The 17117-nt window shown below is 74.4% G+C and carries 13 protein-coding genes and 2 pseudogenes; 10 read left to right on the top strand and 5 right to left on the bottom strand.

Annotated features, from left to right (window positions below; genetic code table 11):
* The first annotated feature begins 111 nt into the window (after window positions 1-111).
* The 7 genes from ACFYPD_RS02025 to valS all read left to right on the top strand — a co-directional run bounded on the left by ACFYPD_RS02025 (window position 112) and on the right by valS (window position 10018).
* Window positions 112-621, top strand: a complete 510-nt coding sequence (locus ACFYPD_RS02025) for a SigE family RNA polymerase sigma factor (RefSeq protein ID WP_387107764.1) — start codon at window positions 112-114, stop codon at window positions 619-621.
* Entirely contained in the window at window positions 618-1112 is a 495-nt protein-coding gene (locus tag ACFYPD_RS02030) for a hypothetical protein (RefSeq protein WP_387107766.1), read from the top strand. The genes ACFYPD_RS02025 and ACFYPD_RS02030 overlap by 4 nt, the downstream gene beginning before the upstream one ends.
* 258 nt (window positions 1113-1370) lie before the next feature.
* Entirely contained in the window at window positions 1371-2858 is a 1488-nt protein-coding gene (locus ACFYPD_RS02035) for a DNA-3-methyladenine glycosylase 2 family protein (RefSeq protein ID WP_387107769.1), read from the top strand.
* On the top strand, window positions 2855-3367 hold the full coding sequence (locus ACFYPD_RS02040; protein WP_387107772.1) for a methylated-DNA--[protein]-cysteine S-methyltransferase: 513 nt from the start codon (window positions 2855-2857) through the stop codon (window positions 3365-3367). The genes ACFYPD_RS02035 and ACFYPD_RS02040 overlap by 4 nt, the downstream gene beginning before the upstream one ends.
* A gap of 37 nt (window positions 3368-3404) precedes the next feature.
* Window positions 3405-5219, top strand: coding sequence for an ABC transporter ATP-binding protein (locus ACFYPD_RS02045; RefSeq protein WP_387107775.1), 1815 nt, complete (start codon window positions 3405-3407; stop codon window positions 5217-5219).
* 50 nt (window positions 5220-5269) lie between these two features.
* Window positions 5270-7135 carry an ABC transporter ATP-binding protein gene (locus ACFYPD_RS02050; RefSeq protein ID WP_387109144.1) on the top strand — a complete coding sequence of 622 codons (1866 nt, stop codon included), beginning with the start codon at window positions 5270-5272 and terminating at the stop codon, window positions 7133-7135.
* 318 nt (window positions 7136-7453) lie between these two features.
* A complete protein-coding gene (gene valS / locus ACFYPD_RS02055) occupies window positions 7454-10018 on the top strand; it encodes a valine--tRNA ligase (RefSeq protein ID WP_387107778.1) in 2565 nt (854 codons plus the stop codon).
* A 71-nt stretch (window positions 10019-10089) separates the two neighbouring features.
* Here the strand turns inward: valS and ACFYPD_RS02060 are convergent, their stop codons facing one another.
* The 5 genes and pseudogenes from ACFYPD_RS02060 to ACFYPD_RS02080 form a co-directional block, all read right to left on the bottom strand.
* Window positions 10090-10569, bottom strand: coding sequence for a hypothetical protein (locus tag ACFYPD_RS02060; RefSeq protein WP_262283917.1), 480 nt, complete (start codon window positions 10567-10569; stop codon window positions 10090-10092).
* A 181-nt stretch (window positions 10570-10750) separates the two neighbouring features.
* Window positions 10751-11461: an ABC transporter permease subunit gene (locus ACFYPD_RS02065; protein ID WP_387107779.1), complete on the bottom strand. Its 711-nt coding sequence runs from the start codon at window positions 11459-11461 to the stop codon at window positions 10751-10753.
* 3 nt (window positions 11462-11464) lie between these two features.
* Window positions 11465-12418 carry an ABC transporter ATP-binding protein gene (locus tag ACFYPD_RS02070; RefSeq protein WP_387107782.1) on the bottom strand — a complete coding sequence of 318 codons (954 nt, stop codon included), beginning with the start codon at window positions 12416-12418 and terminating at the stop codon, window positions 11465-11467.
* On the bottom strand, window positions 12415-13296 hold the full coding sequence (locus tag ACFYPD_RS02075; protein ID WP_387107785.1) for an ABC transporter permease: 882 nt from the start codon (window positions 13294-13296) through the stop codon (window positions 12415-12417). The genes ACFYPD_RS02070 and ACFYPD_RS02075 overlap by 4 nt, the downstream gene beginning before the upstream one ends.
* A pseudogene (locus ACFYPD_RS02080) lies at window positions 13289-13969 on the bottom strand (ATP-binding cassette domain-containing protein); the annotation flags it as partial. The pseudogene ACFYPD_RS02080 and the gene ACFYPD_RS02075, both read right to left, overlap by 8 nt.
* Here ACFYPD_RS02080 and cysC point away from each other — a divergent pair.
* The 3 genes and pseudogenes from cysC to galT form a co-directional block, all read left to right on the top strand.
* A pseudogene (gene cysC, locus ACFYPD_RS02085) lies at window positions 13962-14867 on the top strand (adenylyl-sulfate kinase); the annotation flags it as partial. The pseudogenes ACFYPD_RS02080 and cysC sit on opposite strands and share 8 nt — an antisense overlap.
* Window positions 14868-15017: 150 nt before the next feature.
* Complete coding sequence (locus ACFYPD_RS02090) at window positions 15018-15806, top strand: DeoR/GlpR family DNA-binding transcription regulator (protein WP_387107787.1); 789 nt, start codon at window positions 15018-15020, stop codon at window positions 15804-15806.
* Entirely contained in the window at window positions 15803-16876 is a 1074-nt protein-coding gene (gene galT, locus ACFYPD_RS02095) for a galactose-1-phosphate uridylyltransferase (protein ID WP_387107789.1), read from the top strand. The genes ACFYPD_RS02090 and galT overlap by 4 nt, the downstream gene beginning before the upstream one ends.
* Window positions 16877-17117: the final 241 nt, after the last annotated feature.

Below are 17117 nucleotides of genomic sequence, written 5' to 3' on the forward strand. Positions count from 1 at the left end.
ACGGTACCGACCACTACCGACACTTTCGTCGGCGGAATCCGTTGCCACGACAGGGATAGCTGCCGTGAGCTGGGGCGTCTGTATTGGTGACGACGACGAGCGGGAGGGTGGGTGGACGAGGACGACCGGGCCCGCCTGGCCGAGTTCGTGACCAGCCGCACGCCGGCCCTGATGCGGGTGGCGTACCTGCTCACCGGCGACCGGCACGCGGCCGAGGACCTGTTCCAGTCGGCGCTGGCCAAGACCATCCCGAGGTGGCGGACGCTGCGGCACGCCGACCCGGAGGGCTACCTGCGCACGGTCATGTACCGGGAGCAGGTGAGCTGGTGGCGGCGGCTGCGACGAGTCCGGGAGACGGCGCTCACCGGGGCCGACGAGGCGGTCCAGCCGGACCCCAGCGGCGGCACCGACGTACGCCTGGCGATGCGGGCGGCGCTGCGGCTGCTGCCGCCGGCCCAGCGCACGGTGCTGGTCCTGCGCTACTACGAGGACCTCACCGAGACCCAGGTCGCCGAGGCGCTGGGCTGCACGGTCGGCACGGTACGCAGCCGGACCCACCGGGCGGTGACCCGGCTGCGCCAGCTCATGCCGGACGTCGAACTCCTGGAGGTACGGCGGTGACCACGCCCTTCGAGGACCTCATCCGCGCCACCCTCTCCGACCTTGCCGAGGAGGCACCCAGAGTGCAGGACCAGTTGACCCCGGCGGAGCGCCGGTCCCGGAACCGCCGGCGGACCACGGTGACACTCGGCGCGGCGGGCGTGGTGGCCGCCGTGCTGATCGGCGCGCCGATCGCCCTGGCGGCCGGCGGCGGGGACGCTCCCCGCCCGGCCGCCCCGTCGGCGCCCCCGACCCCCGCCGGCCCGTCCCCGTCCCCCGCCGAACCCACCGTGGTCCCGTCGCCCAGCGGTCCGCCCACCGCCGTGCCGGGCCCGCCCGGCGACCCGACGGCCCCCGTGCCCAGCGCCTCGCCGCCGGGCCGGCCGGGCCGGCCCGTGCCGAGTCCGAGCCGGCCGGGCGAGCCGACCGCGGTCCCCTCCCCCGAGGGCCCCGGTGGCGGCCCGGGCGTGCCCGGCCCCTGGCCCACCCCGTCCCCCAGCCCACGCCGCTGACCCCGGCGACCCGGCGGGCGCCGTCACTGCCCCGGCAGACGGCGCCCGGCCGGGTCGACCCGATCCCCGCCCGGAACCGCATGGACATTTCCCGCCCCCGGTGACCTCCATGGCGTTCCACTCACCGGCCGCGCCGGGTGATAGGCGACCGCGCAAGGCCGCTCCCGGGTCCCGGTTTCGAGCGCTGACGGCGGTCGCGCACGGCCGCGTCCGAATCCCGCCAGCCGACGGCCCGACCTGCGAGGCAGGATCGGTGTCATGGAACTCGACTTCGAGCGGTGCTACCGGGCCGTCGACAGCCGCGACCAGCGGTTCGACGGCTGGTTCTACACCGGCGTGACGTCGACCGGGATCTACTGCCGGCCGTCCTGCCCGGCGACGACGCCGAAGCGGCAGAACGTCCGGTTCTTCCCGTCCGCCGCCGCCGCGCAGGGCGCCGGGCTGCGGGCCTGCCGCCGCTGCCGCCCCGACGCCGCCCCGGGCTCGCCCCAGTGGGACGTCCGGGCCGACGTGGTCGGGCGGGCGATGCGGCTGATCGCCGACGGGGTCGTCGACCGGGACGGCGTACCGGGGCTGGCGGCGCGGCTCGGCTACACCGAGCGGCACCTGCACCGGATGCTCCGGGCCGAACTGGGCGCGGGGCCGCTGGCGCTGGCCCGCGCGCAGCGGGCGCAGACCGCCCGGATCCTCATCGAGACCACCGGGCTGGGGCTGGCCGAGGTGGCGTTCGCCGCCGGGTTCGGCAGCGTCCGGCAGTTCAACGACACCGTCCGCGAGGTGTACGGGGCCACCCCGTCCGAGCTGCGGGTCAGCCGGGGCGGCCGGCGGGCGGTAGGCGGGGCGGGCACCATCACGCTGCGGCTGGCGTACCGGCCGCCGTTGCACGCGGGGGCGCTGCTGGACTTCCTGGCGCTGCGCGCGCTGCCCGGTGTCGAGGAGGTCCGCGACGGGGCGTACCACCGGGGGTTGCGGTTGCCGCACGGGCCCGGCACCGTGTCGCTGGCCCCGGCCGACGGGCACGTGGCCGCCACCCTGCGGCTGGCCGACATGCGCGACCTGGCCCCGGCGGTGGCCCGCTGCCGGCGGCTGCTCGACCTGGACGCCGACCCCGCCGCGGTCGACGCCACCCTGGCGGCGGACCCCGTCCTGGCCCCCGCGGTGGCCGCCGAACCCGGCGTCCGCCTCCCGCACGCCGTGGACGGCTTCGAGATGGCCGTCCGCGCCATCACGACCCAGCAGATCTCCCTCCGCTCGGCACGAACCACCCTGACCCACCTCCTCACGGCCACCGCCCGGCCCGTCGATCATGAGGTTGACGGCGAAGTCGATCTCCAAGACCACGGCCAACCTCATGATCGACCGGTGGGGTTGCGGGCGTTTCCGAGCGCGGAGGAGGTGCTCGGGGCGGCGGACAGCGCGTTCCGGATGCCGGGGGCGCGGCGGGAGACGATCCGGGCGGTGGCGCGGGCCGTCGCGGACGGGGAACTGGACCTCGCACCGGGTGGGGACCGGGAGGAGGCGGTACGGCGGCTGACCGCGCTGCCCGGGGTCGGGCCGTGGACCGCGGGCTACGTGGCCATGCGCGCGCTCGGCGACCCCGACGTCCTCCTCCCCACCGACCTGGGCGTACGCCGGGGCGCCGCCGCGCTCGGCCTGCCCGACGACCCGAAGACCCTGCACGCGTACGCGGACCGCTGGCGCCCCTGGCGGTCGTACGCGGTGATCCGACTCTGGAGAGCGGCATGACCACACTGGACAGCACCGTCATCGACACCCCCGCCGGCCCGCTGAGCGTGCTCGCCGTACCCGACGGGGCGGTACGCGCGGCCGGCTTCACCGCCGACCCGGCGACCCTCGTACCCCTGGTCCACCCCGGACTGCGCGGCGCGCTGCGCGACCGGGCCGACCTGGGCCCGGTGACCGCGGCCGTCCGCGCCTACCTGGCCGGGGAGCTGACCGCGATCGACACCGTCCCGGTCGAGCAGCAGACCGGCGGCGCCTTCATGGCACAGGCCTGGCAGGTGCTGCGCGACGTCAAGCCGGGCGACCCGGTGACGTACACCGGTTTCGCCGCGCTGGCCGCGCGGCCGGCGGCGGTCCGCGCCGCCGCGGCGGCCTGTGCCCGCAACGCCGCCGCGCTCTTCGTGCCCTGCCACCGGGTGCTGCGCACCGACGGCACGCTCGGCGGCTACCGCTGGGGGCTGGACGTGAAGAAGTGGCTTCTCGGGCATGAGGGACGGGTGACGGCTAGCTGACACCCGTACTGTCGCCCCCTGCCGCTACCGTCGGGTAGTGCCTGCGCAGAGCGACGGCAACCCCGCGGCGTGTCACGACGCCCGTCCCCGCCCGCTGCGCAACCTCTGGCGACTGCGTCCCTACCTCCGCCCCTACGCGCCGGAGTTCGCCTGGCTGCTGCTCGCCGCCCTGGCCGCCACGGCGGCGAGCCTGGCCGTACCCCTGGTGGTCCAGCGGGTGGTGGACGGGCCGGTGGCCCGGCACGACCCGGCCGGGCTGCTCCGGCTGGGCACCCTCGCCCTGCTGCTCGGCCTGGCCGAGGCAGTGCTGATCTTCATCCGGCGGTGGACCCAGTCCTCCTCCTCGGTCGGCATGGAGGCGGCCATCCGGGCCGACATCTACGCCCACCTGCAGCGCCTCCCGACCGACTTCCACGACCGGTGGCAGTCCGGCCAACTGCTCTCCCGGATCACCAGCGACCTGTCGGTGATCCGCCGGTTCCTCTCCTTCGGCCTGCTCTTCCTGGTGCTCAACCTGATCACCTACGCCGCCGTGGTGGTGCTGCTGATCCGGCTGCACCCCTGGCTCGGCCTGCTGGTGGGGGCCAGCGCCGTCCCGCTGTTCCTGATCAGCCGCCGGTTCGCCCGGCACTACCACGCGGCGTCCCGGCGGATGCAGGACCAGCAGGGCGACGTGGCCACGCTGGTCGAGGAGACCGCCCAGGGGTTGCGCACCATGCGGGCGTACGGGCGGGGGCCGGAACTGGCCGGCCGGTTCGCCACCGGCGCCCGCCGGCTGCACGACACCGGGATCCGCAAGGCCCGGCTGCTGGCCCGCACCTCCGCCCTGTTCGACCTGGTGCCCAACCTGACCCTCGGGGTGGTGCTGGTGGCCGGCGCCGCCGCCGTCGCCCGGGGCGGGCTCAGCATCGGCGAACTGGTCGCCTTCGTCAGCCTCCAGCTCATGCTGGTGTGGCCGGTGCAGTCGCTCGGCTGGATCATCGCGAACGGGCAGGAGGCGGCGACCGCCGCCGACCGGATCCAGGAGGTGCTCGACACCCGGCCGTCCATCGTCGACGCTCCGCACGCCCGCGCGCTGGACCGCACCGAGGTGCGCGGCCGGCTCCGCTTCGAGCGGGTGAGTTTCCGCTACCCCGGCAGCCCGTTGCCCGTGCTGCGCGAGGTGGAGCTGACCGTGGAGCCGGGCGAGACGCTGGCCCTGGTCGGGGCGACCGGCTGCGGCAAGAGCACCCTGCTGTCCCTGGTCCCCCGGCTGCACGAGGTGACCGGCGGCCGGGTCACCCTGGACGGGCACGACCTGCGCGACCTGCGGCTCGGCTCGCTGCGCCGGCTGGTCGGGGTGGCCTTCGAGGAGCCGACCCTGTTCTCCATGTCGGTCTGGGAGAACCTGACGCTGGGCCGGCCGGAGGCCGCCGAGGAGGAGGTCCGGGCCGCGCTCGCGCTGGCCCAGGCGGAATTCGCGTACGACCTGCCGTGGGGGCTGGCCACCCGCGTCGGCGAGCAGGGGCTCTCCCTCTCCGGCGGGCAGCGGCAGCGGCTGGCGCTGGCCCGGGCGGTGCTCGGCCGGCCCGCGCTGCTCGTGCTCGACGACCCGCTCTCCGCACTCGACGTGCACACCGAGGCGCTGGTCGAGGCGGCCCTGCGCCGGGTGCTGCGGGACACCACGGCGCTGCTGGTGGTGCACCGGCCGTCCACGGTGGCGCTCGCCGACCGGGTGGCGCTGCTCGACGGCGGCCGGATCGTCGCCGTGGGCACCCATTCCGAACTCCTGGCCGGGGTCCCGGCCTACCGGGCGGTCCTCTCCGCCGAGCCGGAGCGGCGGGCGGACGGCGTCGGCCTGGTGCGGTCGTGACCGGAGCCGCCGGGCCACCCCGGGTACCACGGCAGCGCGGCGACCCCGGCCTGCCCCGGCAGCGCGGCGATCCCGACCTGGACCTGTCCCGGTGGCGCGGCCGGGCCACCGACCCCGACGCCGACCGCAGCCGGGCCGAGGACTCGTCGCCGGAGGCGGTGGCCCGGCTCCGGGCCCGCAGCCGGGCCCTGCTCCGCGACCTGCTCCGCCCGCACCGGGCCCGGCTCGGGGTGGCGGTGTCCCTGCTGCTGACCCAGAACGCCGCCGCAATGGCCGGCCCGTACCTGGTGATGCTCGGCATCGACCGGGGCATCGGGCCGCTGCGCGCCGGCGACGCCGGCCCGCTGGTCGCCGTCGCCGCCGCGTTCGTCGTCGCCACCGGCATCGAGTACGCCACCCGGCGCGCCTTCCTCGCCCTCGCCGCCCGGATCGGCCAGGCCGTCCTGCTCGACCTCCGCAAACGGGTGTACGGCCACTTCCTCCGCCTCGACGTCGGCTTCCACGAGCGCTACACCTCGGGCCGGATGGTGTCCCGGCTGACCAGCGACCTGGACTCGATCGCCGAACTGGTCGACGGCGGGATCGACAAGCTGGTGATGGCCGCGCTGTCGGTGCTGTCGGTGGCGGGCATCCTGCTCTGGCTGGACCTGCCGCTGGCCGCGGTCACCCTGCTCGCCTTCCCGTTCCTGTTCTGGCTGTCCCGCTGGTTCGCCCGCGCCTCCGCCGGGGCGTACCGGCGGACCCGCGAGGCGGTGGCGCTGGTCATCGTGCACTTCGTCGAGTCGCTGCGCGGGATCCGGGCGGTGCAGGCCTACCGGCGGGAGCCCCGCAACCAGCGCATCTTCGCAACGGTGAACGACGACTACCGGCAGGCCAGCCTCCGCGCGTTCCGGCTCATCGCGGTCTACTCGCCGGGCATCCGACTGATCGGCAACCTGACCGCCGCGGCGGTGCTCGGCTACGGCGGCTGGCGGGTGCTGGGCGGGCGGACCGAGGTCGGGGTGCTCGCCGCGTTCCTGCTCTACCTGCGCCGGTTCTTCGAGCCGATGGAGGAGCTGAGCCAGTTCTACAACGCGTTGCAGTCGGCCACGGCCGCGCTGGAGAAGCTGGCCGGGGTGCTCGACGAGCGGCCGGCCGTGGCCGAACCGGCGCGGCCGGTGCCGCTGCCCGCCGGACCGGGGCGGGGCGGGGTGGTGTTCCGCCGCGTCCACTTCGGCTACCGGCCCGAGGCGCCGATCCTGTCCGGGCTGGAACTGACGGTGCCGGCGGGGCAGACCGTCGCGCTGATCGGGCCGACCGGCGCCGGCAAGTCCACCATCGCCAAGCTGCTGGCCCGGTTCCACGACCCGGCGTCCGGCACCGTCAGCCTGGACGGGGTCGACCTGCGCCACCTGGCCGACGCCGAGCTGCGCCGGGCCGTGGTGCTGGTCACGCAGGAGAACCACCTGTTCAGCGGCTCGGTCGCGGAGAACATCCGGTTCGGCCGCCCGGACGCCGACGACGCGACCGTGGAGGCCGCCGCCCGGGCCATCGGCGCGCACGACTTCATCGCCGCGCTCCCCGACGGGTACGCCACCGACGTGCACCGGCGGGGCGGCCGGCTCTCCGCCGGGCAGCGGCAGCTCGTCGCGTTCGCCCGGGCGTTCCTGGCCGACCCCCGGGTCCTCATCCTCGACGAGGCCACCTCGTCGCTGGACGTGCCGACCGAGCGCCTGGTGCAGCGGGCGCTGCGCAGCGTCCTGCGGGACCGCACCGCGCTGGTGATCGCGCATCGCCTCTCCACCGTGGAGATCGCCGACCGGGTGCTGGTCCTCGACGGCGGGCGGATCGTGGAGGACGGGTCCCCGGCCGAGCTGGCCGCCGCCGGCGGTCGGTACGCCGCCCTGCACCGCCAGTGGCGCGACTCGCTGATCTGAGCAACCGCCTCCCGACCACGGTCCGCCTCGGCCGCCGAGCCGATGCCCGGGGCCCTCGCCTCGTCCGTCGCCGGACCGATGGTCCCGGCCCTCGCCGTCGTCGCCGTGCCGGCGCACCGACCGTGACCCCGCCTCGGAGGACGGTGCTTGCGCCCAAGATCTCGACGGGTGCCGGGCAGCCGGCCGAACGCGGCGACGCGGACCAGTGTGGATCGCGTCCCCGACGGCGTGCGCCCGGTCTCGTCCACGGTGGTGCCGGATACCGCCACGAGGCCGAAAGTCGTGGAGCGGCCGGGGTCGGCTGCCTACGATCGGCTGATGACCGACACGGCGAGGACGGCCCGCGCCGGCGTCCCCGAGCGTCCGACCCTGGACGGCATCGAGGAGACCTGGGCGCGCCGCTGGCAGGAGGACGGAACGTACGCGTTCGACCGCACGAAGGAGCGGTCGGACGTCTACGCGATCGACACCCCGCCGCCGACCGTATCGGGCGAGCTGCACATGGGGCACGTCTTCTCCTACACGCACACCGACACGGTGGCCCGGTTCCAGCGGATGCGGGGCCGGACGGTGTTCTACCCGATGGGCTGGGACGACAACGGCCTGCCCACCGAGCGACGGGTGCAGAACGTCTACGGGGTGCGCCCCGACCCGGCGCTGCCCTACGACCCGGGCTGGCAGCCGCCGGCCGCGCCGGTGAGCGAGGCGGCCCGGAAGGACCCGGTGGCGATCTCCCGGCGCAACTTCATCGAGTTGTGCGAGGTGCTCACCGCGGAGGACGAGAAGGTCTTCGAGGCGCTGTGGCGGCGGCTCGGGCTGTCGGTGGACTGGTCGTTGACCTACACCACGATCGGGCGGGTGGCCCGGGCGACCAGCCAGCGGGCGTTCCTGCGCAACCTGGCCCGGGGCGAGGCCTACCAGGCGGAGGCGCCGACGCTCTGGGACGTCGGGTTCGCCACCGCGGTGGCCCAGGCCGAGTTGGAGGACCGGGAGCGGCCGGGCGCCTACCACCGGCTGCGCTTCCACGGGCCGGGCGGGCGCGAGGTGCTGATCGACACCACCCGGCCGGAGCTGCTGCCGGCGTGCGTGGCGCTGGTGTGCCATCCCGACGACGACCGCTACGCGGATCTGGTGGGCACGTCGATGCGTAGCCCGCTCTTCGGGGTCGAGGTGCCGGTGCGCGCGCATCCGCTGGCGGACCCGGCCAAGGGCACGGGCATCGCGATGGTCTGCACCTTCGGTGACCTGGCCGACGTGACCTGGTGGCGGGAGCTGCGGCTGGACACGCGGGTGGTGATCGGCCGGGACGGGCGGCTGCTGCCGGAGCCGCCGGCCGGCGTGCCCGCCGAGCCCTACGCGGCGCTGGCGGGGCAGACCGTGAACGGCGCCCGGCGCACGATCGTCGAGCTGCTCGCCGACGCGGGCGACCTGGTGGGCGAGCCGCGCCCGATCACCCACCCGGTGAAGTTCTACGAGCGCGGCGACCGGCCGTTGGAGATCGTCTCCACCCGCCAGTGGTACCTGCGCAACGGCGGCCGGGATCTCGACCTGCGCGAGGAGCTGCTGGCCCGCGGGCGGGAGCTGCGCTGGGTGCCGGAGCACATGCGGCACCGCTACGAGCACTGGGTGGGCGGCCTGACCGGTGACTGGCTGGTCAGTCGGCAGCGCTTCTTCGGCGTGCCCGTGCCGGTGTGGTACCGGCTCGACGACGCTGGCGAGCCGGACTGGTCCCAATGTCTCACACCGGATGAGTCGATGCTCCCGGTCGATCCGTCGAGCGATCCGCCGCCGGGTTACGAGGAGGCGCAGCGCGGGGCGCCGGGCGGCTTCGTCGGCGACCCGGACGTGTTGGACACCTGGGCCACCTCGTCGCTGACCCCGCAGATCGTCGGCGGCTGGGAGACCGACGAGGACCTGTTCCGGCGGGTCTTCCCGATGGACCTGCGCCCGCAGGGCCAGGAGATCATCCGGACCTGGCTCTTCGCCTCGGTGGTCCGGGCGCACCAGGAGCAGGGCGTGCTGCCCTGGCGGAACGCGGTGCTCTCCGGCTGGATCCTCGACCCCGACCGGAAGAAGATGTCCAAGTCCAAGGGGAACGTGGTCACCCCGATGGGCCTGCTGGAGCAGCACGGCTCCGACGCGGTCCGCTACTGGGCGGCCAACGGCAAGCCCGGCATGGACCTGGCCTTCGATTCTGCGCAGATCAAGGTGGGTCGCCGGCTCGCCACGAAGCTGCTCAACGCCTCAAAGTTCGCCCTCGGGCTGGGCGCCGCCGACGCGCTGCGGGCCCCGGCCACCGCGCCGTTGGACACCGCCATGCTCGCCGAACTGTCCGGCGTGGTCGCCACCGCGACCACCGCCTTCGACGGGTACGACCACACAGCCGCGCTGATCGCCACGGAGGCGTTCTTCTGGCGGTTCTGCGACGACTACATCGAGCTGGTGAAGGAGCGCGCCTACGGCACCGGGCCGGGGGCGGACTCGGCCCGGGCGGCGCTGGCCACCGCGCTCTCGGTGCAGTTGCGGCTCTTCGCGCCGGTGCTGCCCTTCGTCACCGAGGAGGTCTGGTCGTGGTGGCGCTACGGCTCCGTGCACCGGGCCCCCTGGCCGACCACCTACGAGGTGGGCCGGGCGGTGCAGGGGCCGGGTGATCCGGAGCTGCTGCGGCTGGCCGCCGACGCGCTGGGTCAGGTGCGCCGGGCCAAGTCGGAGCGGAAGCTGTCGATGAAGGCGGAGGTGCCGCTGGCCGAGGCACTCGGACCGGCCGCCCTGCTCGAGCGGCTCACCCTGGTGGCCGACGACGTCCGGGCGGCGGGGCGGATCGCCAAGCTCGACCTGCTCCCCGACCGCACCACCGAACTCGTCATCGCCTGCGCGTTCTGAGCCGCGCGCGGCCGGCCCGACGGAAGGAGTGGTTGTCGCCGGACAGCCACTCCTTCCCGGCGCGATCCGGCTCAGGTGGCCGAGCAGGCGGTTTCGAGCTGCTTCACGGCCTTGGTGAGCGCGGTCTTGCTCGGCGCCTTCTTGGGCGCCGTCGCCCACGTGTCGGCCAGCTCCGACATCTCGGTCGCCACGTCCTTCACGGCGTCGTTGACGGCGGTGCTGGTGGTGAAGGCGTTCGCGTAGAGCGAGGCCGCGCCCGCGGAGTACTGGGCGCTGACCGCGGAGTGCCCGGCCGGCGGCCCGATCTTCTCCGCCGAGGCGACCTTCTTGAGCGCGGTCTGGATGTCCTTGTCGATGGTGGCGCAGGCGGACTTCGTGGCGGCGTCCATGCCCGGAGCGGCGGTCGCCGTGGCGCTCGGCACGGCGGCCGGGGCCGTGGTCGCCGTGCCGGTGCCACCGGACGCGGCCGGCTTGTCGCCGTCGTCGCAGCCGGCCATGACGAGCACCGCCACGGTGGCCGGAATCAGCAGTGCGAGCCGAGTTGAGCGCATCGTTTCTCCCCGTTGTCTCGTGCTTTCGCCGCCGGAAGCTACCAGAGGTGGGCGTCATCCCGGGTGGGTGACGCCGGCAGCCCGGTGCCCGCTGATCCACCTCGGACACCTCCCCGGGCACGGGCCGGCCCCGCTCGACGCGCCTCGGTCGGCGGCGTCGGGCGGGGCCCTGTCATCCGGGTCAGCTGGTCTCGCCGGCCACGCTGAACGAGCGGAGGCGGTCGATCGCCAGGGCGGTGAAGCCGACCGCGATCAGCGCGCTCATCACCGAAGCGACCGGCACCGACACGTCCGTGGCGAGCAGCTCGGTCGGCGCGATCCGGTCGGCGAGCGCGATCACGTACTGCTGGATGGAGAGCACCTTGGTGCCGCTCACGAAGTTGCCGAGCAGCCCCTCCCAGATCAGCACGTAGACGAGGCCGAGCAGCACCGGCCGCCGGGTGAGCAGGCTGAGCGCGACGAAGAACGCGCAGTAGGCCAGCGCCCCGACCGACGCGGCGACGGCGAGCGCCAGGCCGAGACGTACCGAATGGGCGAGCACGCCCGCGACGTAGAGCGGCACGGCGACGGTGACCGCCGTGACGCCGGCGGCCACCGCCAGCTTCGGCAGGACGATCTGCCAGCGCGGCAGCGGCTTGGTGAGGATGTGCACCACCGTGCCGTCGTCGATCTCGGCGCCGAGCACGCCGGTGCCGACGATCAGCGCGACCACCGGCAGCACGACGGCCAGGCCGAGCCCGACCAGCACGGCCGGCCCCCACTCGCCCGGGTCGACGCCGAGCGAGCGGGAGAGGATCGCCAGCGCCAGCAGCAGCGCGGGCAGCGGGAGGAGCAGCAGGAAGCGGCGCCGGCCGAACAGGCCGCGCGCGGTGATCCAGGAAACGGTCGACATCGTTCAGCTCCCCACCAGGTAGGAGAAGACGCTCTCCAGCGATTCGTCCTCGGGCGTCAGCGACCGGACCCGGAGGCTCCGGGCCAGCGCGATCTTCGGCAGCGCACGGGTGAAGGCGCCGTAGTCGCCGGCCTGCACGGTCAGCCCGTCGCGGCCCAGTTCCACCCCGGTCACCGACTCCTCGGCCATCAACGCGACCGCGAGGGCCCGGTCGTCGGTGGAACGGACCCGGAAGACGTGCGGCCGGTTGGTCATCAGCCGACGGATGGTCCGGTAGTCGCCGGAGGCGGCAAGCCGGCCGGCGACCATCACCTGCACGGTGCCGGAGACCTGCTCGACCTCCTCCAGGATGTGCGAGCTGAACAGGATGGTCCGGCCGGCGTCGCCGAGCCGGTGCAGCAGGTCCATCATGTGCAGCCGCTGCCGCGGGTCCATCCCGTTGAACGGCTCGTCGAGCAGCAGCACCTGCGGGTCGTGCACCAGGGCGGCGGCCACCCGGGTGCGCTGCCGCATGCCCTTGGAGTAGGTGCCGATCTTCCGGTCCTGCGCCGCCTCCATCTCGACCAGCGCGATGGCCCGCCGGGCCGCCGCCTCCGGGTCGGGCAACCGGTGCAGCTTGGCGCTGGCCAGCACGAACTCGTACGCGCTGAGGAAGCTGTGCACGGCCTCCCGCTCGCTGACCAGGCCGAGCCGCCGGTAGACGTCGGGGTTGCGCCAGGTCGGCATGCCGTCGAGGGTGACCTCGCCCCGGGACGGGGAGAGGAAGCCGGCCATCATGTGCAGCAGGGTGGTCTTGCCGGCGCCGTTCGGGCCGAGCAGGCCGGTCACGCCCGGCCCCAACTGCATGGTGACGTCGTTGACCGCCACCACGTTGCCGTACCAGCGGGAGACGCCGGCCAGGTCGAGGGTGGAGGCGGGGGTGGCCGGGGCCGCCGGCTCCGCGCTGATCGTGGTCATCGGGCGGCCACCTTCCGGTATCGCAGCAGCAGCAGGGTGACGCAGCCGGCCACCAGCAGTGCGGCGACGGCCACGTAGAGCGGCCCGAAGCCGCCGATCTGATCTTCGGTCTGTCCACCGGGTACAAGCAGGTCGCCGAGGGTGTACTGGCCGACAGCATGGATCAGGGCGGTGGGCGAGCCGAGCATCGCCAGTTCGTTGACCGTGCGGGACGGCATGATCGACAGGATGCCGACGATCGGGGCGGTCATCAGGAACACCGCCACGATGCCGCCGGCCGCGAACGCCCGCTTGCCGGTGAGCGAGGCGATGAGCAGCCCGACCGAGGCGAAGACCACCGCCCAGAGCGCCGCGTAGAGCAGGCCGGGCAGCAGGTCGAGCAGCTCGTCCCAGACCCCGCCCAGCCCGTCCTTGGTGGTGAACGCGGCGCCCAGGAACATCACGAGCTGCGGCGCCCCGAGCAGCAGCCAGAGCGCGGTGACCAGCGACCCGAGCTTGGCCAGCGCGTAGTCGCCGCGCGGCAGCGGGCGGGAGAAGTAGAGCGGCAGCACGCCGCTGTGCAGGTCGCGGGAGACCAGCTCCGGACCGACCACCGCGACGAAGAAGATGACCAGCCAGCTCATCGCGTCGGCGAACTGGGCGTACGTCATGACGACCTGGCCGGTCTGGGTGCGTACCGCGGTCAGCCCGGCGGCGACGATCAGCACGATGCCCATCACCAGCCAGGGGAAGATCTTCGCCTTGGCGGAGCGGCCCAGCCCGAAGGCGGTGCGCAGGCCGTGCAGGTAGAGCGCGCCGAACACGTGCCGGCGGCCGAGCCGCGGGCCGGTGTAGCGCTGGTAGCCGATGTCATGGATGACGCCGGTCGGCTCAGACATGGCTGGGCTCCCTCGTGGCGAAGAGTTCGGCCACCCGGTGCCGCCGCTGGTCGAGCCGGTGCAGCGGCAGGTCCAGCTCGGCGACGGCGCCGATGATCAGGTCGTAGGTGGCGTCGTCGGCGAGCGGGACGAGCAGCAGCCGCCCCTCCCGGGACACCGGCAGGTCGAGCGCGGCGAGCCGGGTGGCCAGTTCGTCCGTACCCTCGCTCACCTCGACGGCGAGCACGTCGGTGGCGGTGGTCATGGCGGAGATGCGGTCGGCGCGCAGCAGCCGGCCGCCGTCGATGGCGACCAGGGTGTCGCAGATCCGCTCCACCTCCCCGAGCAGGTGCGAGCAGACCACCACCGAGATGCCGAACTCGGTGCCGATCCGGTGGATCAGGGCGAGCATGGCGTCCCGGCCGGCCGGGTCGAGGCCGTTGGTCGGCTCGTCGAGCAGCAGCAGGTCCGGGTCGTGCACCAGGGCCTGGGCGAGCTTCACCCGCTGCTTCATGCCGGTGGAGTAGCCACCGACGGCCCGGTGCCGCTCCTCGTGCAGGCCGACGTGGCGCAGCGCCTCGGAGGCCCGCTCCCGGGCGACCGTGCGGGGCAGCCCGCTGATCCGGCCGAGGTGGGTGACCAGCTCGGCGGCGGAGAGGTCGGGTGGGAGGGCGTCGTGCTCGGGCATGCCCCCGGCCACTTTGGTGGCGGTGCCGCTGGCCAGGCGGCGCGACGAGATCAGCGACGCGCTGCTCCGGGCCCGGGTCGCCGCCGCCTACGGGGTCACCCACCTGCTCTCCACCGAGGGGATGCTCTCCGGGGCCGGCCTGCGGGTGCTGGTGCCCCGCGAGCTGGCCTACGACAGCCGCGACGGGCAGTGGCGCTGGCGGGAGGACATCCCGCCGCGCAACCGGCGGCTCGCGCTCCGCCAGGAGGAGATCGACGACCTGCTGGATCGGGGCTTCCCGCTGCCCGAGTGGCACACCCCGCCGGCGGTGGCCAAGGAGCTGGCCCGCGCCCGCCCGCCGCGCCGGCACCGCGGCCTGGTGATCTTCCTGACCGGCCTCTCCGGCTCCGGCAAGTCGACCATTGCCCGCGGGCTGGCCGACCAGCTGCGCGAGGGCGGCGACCGGACCATCACCCTGCTCGACGGCGACGTGGTGCGCCGGGAGCTCTCGGCCGGGCTGGGCTTCAGCAAAGCCGACCGGGACCTGAACGTGCGCCGGATCGGCTGGGTGGCCGCCGAGATCGCCCGGCACCGGGGCGTGGGGATCTGCTGCCCGATCGCCCCGTACGCCGCCGCCCGGGGCACCGCCCGGGAGATGGCGCACGCGGCCGGGGCCGGCTTCCTGCTGGTGCACGTGGCCACTCCGCTGGAGGTCTGCGAGCAGCGCGACCGCAAGGGCCTGTACGCGCGGGCCCGGGCCGGCCTGATCACCGGGATGACCGGGATCGACGACCCGTACGAGGAGCCGACCGACGCCGACCTGGTGGTGGACACCACCGACGTGACCGTCGAGGAGGCGGTCCAGCGGGTCATGGAGCACCTCACCGAGACCGGTTGGGTGGAGCCCCGCCTCCAGCCGGCCTGATTCCGGCACGACCGACCGCCGCCGTCCCGCCCCGGGACGGCGGCGGTTCCGCGTTGCTTCCGTTGTCCTCCGTTGCGCGGTAGTGTTCGTCTTTGTTGAAACACGTTCGACCGCTTGGAGACGGGTCGGGATTCGGGAGGTGACGGCGGGGTGCTGGCGCGACAGCGGCAGGCGGTCATCCTGGAACGGGTCCGCGCCGCCGGAGGCGTCCGGGTCACCGAGCTGGCCACCGAGTTCGGCGTCTCGGACATGACCATCCGGCGCGACCTGGAGACGCTGCACGACCAGGGCCTGCTCGCCAAGGTGCACGGCGGGGCGACGCTGGCCGGCCCCGGCTCGACCGACGAGCCCGGCTTCCGCGCCAAGTCGGTCCGCCAGTCCGTCGAGAAGGCCGCCATCGCCGGCCGGGCCGCGGAACTGGTCCGCCCCGGCGCCGCGATCGCGCTCTCCGCCGGCACCACCACCGCCGAACTGGCCCGCCGCCTGACCGACGTGCCGGGCCTGACCGTGGTGACGAACTCCCTGCCGGTGGCCGAGATCCTGCACGTCGGCGGCCGGCCGGACCAGACCGTGGTGCTCACCGGCGGGGTGCGCACCCCCTCGGACGCGCTGGTGGGCCCGCTGGCCGTGGCCGCGATCGGCGCGCTCCACCTGGATCTGCTCTTCCTCGGCGTGCACGGGATCAGCGAGCGGGCCGGGTTCACCACCCCCAACCTCATGGAGGCGGACACGGACCGGGCCCTGGTGGCGGCCGCCGACCGGCTGGTGGTGCTCGCCGACCACACCAAGTGGGGCACGGTCGGCATCTCCTCGATCGCCGGCCTGGACGAGGCGGACGTGCTGGTCACCGACGACCGGTTGGGACCCGATGCGCGACGGGTACTCGAGGACAGGGTTGGCGAACTGGTGATCGTGTCGGGCATGGAGGGAGCGGAGTGAAGCGTACGCAGATCGAGCTGGCTGACGGCCGCGAGTTGATCTACTTCGACGAGCGGGACGACGCCGTCCGCGACCAGCCGGACCGGCGGGAGCTTCCGCCGCCCCCGCACGCGTCGCAGCTCCGGTACGACCCGCTGACCGACGAGTGGGTGGCGGTCGCCGTGCACCGGCAGACCCGGACCTTCCTCCCCCCGGCCGACCAGTGCCCGCTCTGCCCCTCGCGGGGCGACCGGCTCAGCGAGATCCCCGCCCCCGACTACGACGTGGTCGTCTTCGAGAACCGGTTCCCGTCGCTGAGCCAGCGGGTCGCCGAGGAACCGGCGGAGATCACGCCGTTCACCCCGGTCCGGCCGGGGCGCGGCAAGTGCGAGGTGGTCTGCTTCACCGACGACCACAACGCCTCGTTCGCCAGCCTCTCCCCCGGCCGGGTGCGGACCGTGCTCGACGCCATCGCCGACCGCACCACCGCGCTGAGCGAGCTGCCCGGGGTGGAGCAGATCTTCCCGTTCGAGAACCGGGGCGTGGAGATCGGGGTGACCCTGCACCACCCGCACGGCCAGATCTACGCGTACCCGTTCGTCACGCCGCGGACCCGGACCATGTTGGCCGCCGCCCGCCGGCACGCCGCGCGCACCGGGGGCAACCTCTACGCCGACGTGCTCGCCGCCGAACGCGCCGCCGGCGACCGGGTGGTGGCGAGCAACGAGCACTGGACGGCGTACGTGCCCGCGGCGGCCCGCTGGCCGTTCGAGGTGCACGTGGCCCCGCACCGCCCGGTGCCCGACATCCCGGCGCTGGACGACGCCGAGCGCGACGCCTTCGGGCCGCTCTACCTGGACGTGCTGCGCCGCTTCGACGGGCTGTTCGACCTGCCGATGCCCTACATCGCCGCCTGGCACCAGGCGCCGGTGCACGTCGACCGGGAGCTGGGGCACCTGCACCTGCAGCTGTTCAGCATCCGGCGCGCCAAGGACAAGCTGAAGTATCTGGCCGGTTCCGAGTCGGGGATGGGCGTGTTCATCAACGACATCGCCCCCGAGCGGGCCGCGGAACTGCTCCGGGCCGCCTGACCTCCCGCCCCACAACAGGGCGCGGGGGGCCCGGGACAGGGCCCCCCGCGAGGGAAGGGACGGCTGGCTGTGCGCGACAGCCGGGAAGGTTGGCTGCTCGGCGCTCAAGCCGCGAGGCGACCGCGGTCAACCTTCCTGGACGGGACTGGCATCACGTCCACCCTGTTCAACGAGGCGTCCCCGCCCCGGGTGACGCCACGCCACGGACGCGACGGAGCCCGCCGGCGACGGCCGACGGGCT

The sequence above is a fragment of the Micromonospora sp. NPDC005299 genome, from assembly GCF_042872345.1.
Lineage (GTDB): Bacteria > Actinomycetota > Actinomycetes > Mycobacteriales > Micromonosporaceae > Micromonospora.